The sequence below is a fragment of the Lysinibacillus sp. CNPSo 3705 genome (assembly GCF_028674935.1).
Classification (GTDB): domain Bacteria; phylum Bacillota; class Bacilli; order Bacillales_A; family Planococcaceae; genus Lysinibacillus.
The window spans coordinates 53,042-59,309 of the sequence record NZ_JAQZSD010000051.1; the positions used below are offsets into that span (position 1 = coordinate 53,042).

Annotated in this window: 6 protein-coding genes; all 6 read right to left on the minus strand. The window is 41.3% G+C overall.

Features of this window, described 5'->3' with window-relative positions; all coding sequences use genetic code 11:
* Window positions 1-27: 27 nt before the first annotated feature.
* Entirely contained in the window at window positions 28-846 is an 819-nt protein-coding gene (locus PVA17_RS18580) for a TlyA family RNA methyltransferase (protein ID WP_132356659.1), read from the minus strand.
* Window positions 846-2,747 (minus strand): 1-deoxy-D-xylulose-5-phosphate synthase, encoded by a 1,902-nt coding sequence (gene dxs, locus PVA17_RS18585; protein WP_274068546.1) that lies wholly within the window; start codon window positions 2,745-2,747, stop codon window positions 846-848. Before dxs ends, PVA17_RS18580 begins: the two co-directional genes overlap by 1 nt.
* Window positions 2,748-2,911: 164 nt before the next feature.
* Window positions 2,912-3,793: a polyprenyl synthetase family protein gene (locus PVA17_RS18590; protein WP_274068547.1), complete on the minus strand. Its 882-nt coding sequence runs from the start codon at window positions 3,791-3,793 to the stop codon at window positions 2,912-2,914.
* A gap of 3 nt (window positions 3,794-3,796) precedes the next feature.
* Window positions 3,797-4,030, minus strand: coding sequence for an exodeoxyribonuclease VII small subunit (gene xseB, locus PVA17_RS18595; protein ID WP_053483717.1), 234 nt, complete (start codon window positions 4,028-4,030; stop codon window positions 3,797-3,799).
* A 2-nt stretch (window positions 4,031-4,032) separates the two neighbouring features.
* On the minus strand, window positions 4,033-5,385 hold the full coding sequence (gene xseA / locus PVA17_RS18600; RefSeq protein ID WP_274068548.1) for an exodeoxyribonuclease VII large subunit: 1,353 nt from the start codon (window positions 5,383-5,385) through the stop codon (window positions 4,033-4,035).
* Between the two features lie 473 nt (window positions 5,386-5,858).
* On the minus strand, window positions 5,859-6,268 hold a 410-nt coding region (locus tag PVA17_RS18605; RefSeq protein WP_274068549.1), incomplete at its 5' end, for a hypothetical protein.

The window sequence follows — 6,268 nt, forward strand, 5'->3', positions numbered from 1 at the left end:
AAACACGGCTCTGTAAATGAGCACGTGTTATTTTAGTGCACTATGCGCTTCTTCAACGAGTGCATTAAAAGCTGTATATGCAGGAATTTCTTCATCACCTATAGGATTCACTAAATGGAATAAAAATTCAATATTTCCCTCGCCCCCTGTAATTGGTGAAAACGAAGCATCCTTAACGACAAAGCCAACCTCTGTCGCCATTGCAGCAGTTTTTTCTAAAACTTCTAAATGTACTTTTTTATCACGAACAATGCCTTTTTTACCGACTTTCTCTTTCCCAGCTTCAAACTGAGGCTTCACTAATGCCATTACATCGCCACCTGGCATTAACAAAGTTTTTAAGACAGGTAAAATAAGCGATAGTGAAATAAAGCTAACATCAATTGTAGCAAAGTCTGGCAAGCCCTCTGTTAAATCTGGCGCTGTCGTATAGCGGAAATTTGTTTTTTCCATGACAGTTACACGTTCATCAGAACGGATCTTCCATGCTAGTTGGTTAGAACCAACATCTAATGCATAGCAATGTCTTGCACCATGCTGTAATGCGCAATCTGTAAATCCTCCTGTAGAGGAGCCAATGTCAAGCATTAGCTTCCCCTCTACAGACATATCAAAAATTTGTAGCGCCTTTTCAAGCTTCAAGCCGCCACGACTAACATATTTTAAATCAGAGCCTTTTACTTGTAGTGGTGCATCTATAGCAATTTTTTCCCCCGCCTTATCGATGCGAGTTTCATTAGAAAAAACAAGCCCTGCCATAATAGAGCGCTTTGCTTTTTCTCGTGTTTCGCATAGTCCACGCTCTACAAGTAAAATGTCTACACGTTCTTTTGGTTGTTTTGTCATTATTTATTTAAACCTACTTGCTGTTTTTGTTGAAGTAACACATGCAGACGTGCCACTGTATCCTCAGCCGTCATATGAATTTCAGCGAGAAGCTGATCTACATTACCATGCTCAATAAAATGATCAGGTATTCCCATACGATCAATTATTGCACTTAAATAGCCATGGTCATGGGCAAATTCTAATACACCACTACCAAAACCACCTTGTAGTACTGCCTCTTCAATCGTCAATATTGGCTTACGGCTTGTTAATATACGGTGAAGCATATCCTCATCCATTGGTTTAATGAAACGTGCATTGACTACTTCTATCTCAACACCTTGCTGCGCTAAAATATTGGCTGCTTCCATTGCCATAGGAATCGTCGTACCAAAGGTTAAAATCGTTGCATCTTTCCCTTCACGTAACACTTCCCAGCTACCAATTGGTAACGCCATAAGCTCATCATCTAACGGAACGCCTATACCATTGCCTCGAGGATATCGTAATGCAATTGGACCACCATCATAGTCAATGGCTGTTTTCACCATATGCTGACCTTCATTTTCATCTTTTGGCATCATAATTGTCATATTTGGTATATGACGAAGGAATGCAATATCAAATACGCCTTGATGTGTTTCACCGTCCGCACCAACTAAGCCTGCACGGTCAATTCCTATAAAGACATTTAAATTTGGACGTGCGATATCATGTAGTACTTGGTCATAGGCACGTTGCAGGAATGTTGAGTAAATGGCTAAAAACGGCTTCATGTTTTGTGTCGCTAAACCTGCCGCCATCGTTGCTGCATGTTGTTCAGCAATCCCTACATCAAAGAAACGTTCTGGGAAATCCTTTTGAATCCCTTGTAATTTTGAACCTACTGGCATTGCTGGCGTGATCGTGACAACGCGTTTATCCTCATGAGCAATTTTGCGGACAGTCTCAGCAATCAAGCTACTCCATGCTGGACCTTTCACCTCGGACTTTACAAAGGCACCGTTTTCAATTTTATACGGACCTGTCCCATGCCAATTCCCAATTGTATCGTCTTCAGCAGGTTTATAACCTTTACCTTTTTTCGTAATGACATGAACGAGCACTGGCCCTTTCACTTTTTTAGCTTGTGATAATGTTGACTCAAGAGCATCGAAATCATGTCCATCAATCGGACCAAGATATTTAAAGCCTAGCTCCTCAAAGAACACACCCGATACTACTAAATATTTTAAGCTATCCTTTAAGCGCTCAGCAGTTGTAGCAAGCTTACCGCCTAGCACCGGGATCTTATTAATGAGCGATTCCAGCTCTTCTTTAGCTTTTGAATATTCTTTAGCTGTACGAAGACGCCCTAGTACACTGTGTAGCGCTCCGACGTTTGGAGCGATTGACATTTCATTATCATTTAAAATGACAATCATATTTGTTTTAGCATGGCCGATATGGTTTAATGCCTCCAGCGCCATACCGCCTGTTAAAGCTCCATCTCCAATAATTGGTATCACGAAGCTCTTTTCTTTTTTGATATCTCGCGCTGCTGCCATACCCATGGCTCCTGACAAAGATGTCGAGCTATGACCTGTCTCCCACTCATCATGTTCACTCTCCACACGCTTTGGAAAACCACAAAGCCCTTTGAACTGACGTAATGTATCAAATTGATTTGCACGACCTGTCAAAATTTTATGCACGTAAGCTTGGTGGCCAACATCCCATAAAAACTTATCTTGTGGACTGTCAAACATTTTATGGAGCATAATCGTTAGCTCCACAACACCTAGGTTCGGTCCGATATGACCACCCGTGACAGAACATTTTTCGATTAAGAAGGTACGAATTTCTTGTGCAAGTCGCTCAAGACCCTTCTTATCTAAGTTTTTTAAAAAGGCTGGACTAGTTATATTATTTAAATCCACCTTTCTCACACACCTTTTCAATAAATTATTCACCGTAATTGTGTTTCCACTATTATAACAGTGTTATTAATATGCTAAAAGTACGAACACTTTATTGTTTGCACATTGGCAAACGCCTTCACCTATTCTAGCATATTATGTGCCTTTAACGCCTTGTTTTTCCCCTAGTTTTTACGATGTACAATATAGGCTGCAAACTCACGTAATAAGCTGGCATCTACTTCCAATTTATCTAGTGCGTTAATGGCATGCTGATAATGCTCAGCAAGCTTTTCTTTTGCCCCATCTAAAGATAATAGAGCTGGGTATGTGCTTTTATCACTTGCTACATCTTTACCTGCAGTTTTACCTAGTTCTTCTGTAGTGCCCTCAATATCTAAAATATCATCTTGAATTTGGAAGGCAAGACCGATATGATGCGCATATTCCTTTAAAGTTTCGCGTTCTTCTTGCATGACATCAGCTAACACTGCTCCCGCTTCAATACTAAATCGTAAAAGAGCGCCCGTTTTATTGATATGGACATGCTCAAGTTCAGCTATGTTTAACTGACGCTTCTCACCTTCCATATCGAGTACTTGACCCCCAACCATACCTTCTGCACCAGCTGCTTTACTTAACAGATTAACTAATTCAATGCGTTTTTCAGCTGATACATCCATGCGTGCTAAAATGCCAAACGCAAGTGTATTCAATGCATCGCCTGCAAGTGTCGCTAATGCTTCACCATAAACTTTATGATTTGTTGGCTTTCCTCTACGGAAATCATCATTATCCATACTTGGTAAATCATCATGGATTAATGAATACGTATGGATGACTTCAACTACAGATCCTACCGTTAAACCATCCTTCAAATCCTTATTGTAAAGTTCAAGAACAGCCAATACGAAGAGTGGGCGAATACGTTTACCTCCTGCTTTTAATGAATAAAGCATGGATTCTTTTAAATTGGCTGGTGCATCAATTTTCTCGACTAGTGCAAACATTTCAGCTTCAACTTGAGGTATGTTGCTTTCAATAAAATGTTTTAATTGCTCGTTCATTTTTTAGTTCTCTCCCTTTAGTGGATCAAATGCCGTAGTCTCACCTGTCTCTTGGACAATAGAAATTAACTGCTCCTCAGCATGTTGCAGTTTGCTATGGCAAAATTGTGATAGCTCCATACCTTGTTTATATAAATCAATCGCGTTTTCTAAAGGTACATCACCTTGCTCTAACTGACGGACAATTTCCTCAAGTGCCGTCATTGCATCTGCGAAAGTTTGTTGTTTCTCTGCCACAATTATTCCCCCTCATTTTTCGGCAAGATCTTTACCACATCTGCAATAACCTTTCCATCATGGAAGGAAAGTGTTAATTGATCCTGTGGCTTTACATCAACTGCTGATTTTAACATTTGATTATTTTTATAAGCTACCGTAAAGCCCCTTGTTAAAATGGCAAGTGGATTTAATGCTTCTAAAGTTCTGACAGTTGCTTCAAATTGTTGTTTTTGTTTCGTTACATAATGAGTTGCAGCACGAGTTAGTTGTTGGACGTGAGTTTCTAGCTCTCGTTGATGGAAAGCTAATGCCTTTTTGGGCGAGTGCTGCTCTACCGCACTATGTAGTTGTTGAAACCGCGCTGTTTTCTTCATCAAATCGACCTGCATGGCTTTTTGTAATCCCGTTTCAAGTTGTGCTAGCCTTTCAGTAAATGGTCGATATAGGCGTTCTGGCATTGACAACGGATAAGATTGTTGGAGCTTATTTAGACGCTGACGTTCTGCCATAAGTTGCGCTCTTACGATTTGATGCAGTTGTGATTTTTGTGTAAGCACCCGTTGAAATAATTCTTGTTGATCAGGTACAGCCATTTCAGCCGCTGCAGTTGGTGTCGGAGCGCGCAAATCAGCTACATAATCCGCGATAGTCGTATCGGTTTCATGACCTACTGCGCTAATAATAGGGATACGGCTTCCAAAAATCGCTCGTGCAACAGCTTCCTCATTAAAAGCCCATAAATCCTCAATTGATCCACCGCCACGCCCTACAATCAGTACATCGCAACTCGCATCGTTATTTGCTCGTTCAATATTTTGAACAATATTCGGCGCTGCTTGCGCTCCCTGTACAAGGGTTGGATAAATAAAAACTTCAGCAAGTGGATAGCGTCTCTTTAATGTAGTACAGATATCTCGAATGGCAGCGCCTGTTGTCGACGTTAAAACACCGATTTTTTCTGGAAACCTCGGAATTGGTTGTTTCCACTCAGGTTTAAAAAGCCCTTCTTGTTGTAACTGCTCTTTCAGTTGGTTAAAGGCAACAAACAAACTACCAATTCCATCTGGTTGCATTTCCTGTACATATAATTGATATGTACCGTAGCCTTCATAAACGTTTACATCTCCACGGATAAATACTTGCATACCTTCCTTTGGTTCAAACGCTAATTTTGTGGCTGCTGTTTTAAACATGGTAGCCGCAATTCGTGCTCCATCATCCTTTAATGTAAAATAAATATGCCCTGATTGATGAAGTTTGACATTGGATAGCTCTCCCTTTACATAAACTTCACGTAAATGCGGATCAGCATCAAATTTCCGTTTAATATATTTTGTTAATGCTTTTACAGTTAAATAAGAAGCAGATGACATTTTTCCGGCTCCTTTACTAAAATCAAGTTTTTCACAAAACTACACCTATCATAACATTTTTTATTGCCCATGACGTGTCAAAATACAGTTTCGGTTGAAAAAACGACTGTCTTGGATAGAATTGAAAACCTTACTATAACATATCTTAAGATTTCATATTAGATAAAGTATGTCTTTTCGACGAAATAAGCGGTGGAGTTGCGTTTTGATTGAGCGTTTCCCTGGGGGGCGGATTTATCTACAGGGGGGCTGATTGAACCGCTAGAGCGACGGTATGAAAATGAAGCGACGGATTGAAACGACTGAGCGACGTATGAAAATGAAACGACGGATAAAACAGGCTGAGTGACGGGAAGAACCCCGGCGACGGTATGAAAGCGAAACGACGGATAGCCCTGTCAGAGTGACGGATTGAAACGACGGAGTGACGGTATGAAAATGAAACGACGGATTGATCTGCTGAGGCGACGGATTTAACAAGCCATGTGACGGGAAGAACCCACGGAGCGACGGTATGAAAGCGAAACAACGGATTGATCTGCTGAAGCGACGGATAAAACAGGCCGAGTGACGGTATGAATCCCCGGAGCGACGGTATGAAAATGAAACGACGGATTGATCTGCCGAAGCGACGGATTTAACAAGCCATGTGACGGGAAGAACCCACGGAGCGACGGTATGAAAGCGAAACGACGGATTGATCTGCCGAAGCGACGGATAAAACAGGCCAAGTGACGGTATGAATCCCCGGAGCGACGGTATGAAAATGAAACGACGGATTGATCTGCTGAAGCGACGGATTTAACAAGCCATGTGACGGGAAGAACCCACGGAGCGACGGTATGAAAGCGAAACGACGGATTGATCTGCCGAAGCGACGGAT

Bases quoted from the DNA above. Each gene is read 5' to 3' on its own strand.
- PVA17_RS18580 (WP_132356659.1), bottom strand. From the start codon at position 846: ATGACAAAACAACCAAAAGAACGTGTAGACATTTTACTTGTAGAGCGT.
- xseA (WP_274068548.1), bottom strand. From the start codon at position 5,385: ATGTCATCTGCTTCTTATTTAACTGTAAAAGCATTAACAAAATATATT.
- PVA17_RS18590 (WP_274068547.1), bottom strand. From the start codon at position 3,793: ATGAACGAGCAATTAAAACATTTTATTGAAAGCAACATACCTCAAGTT.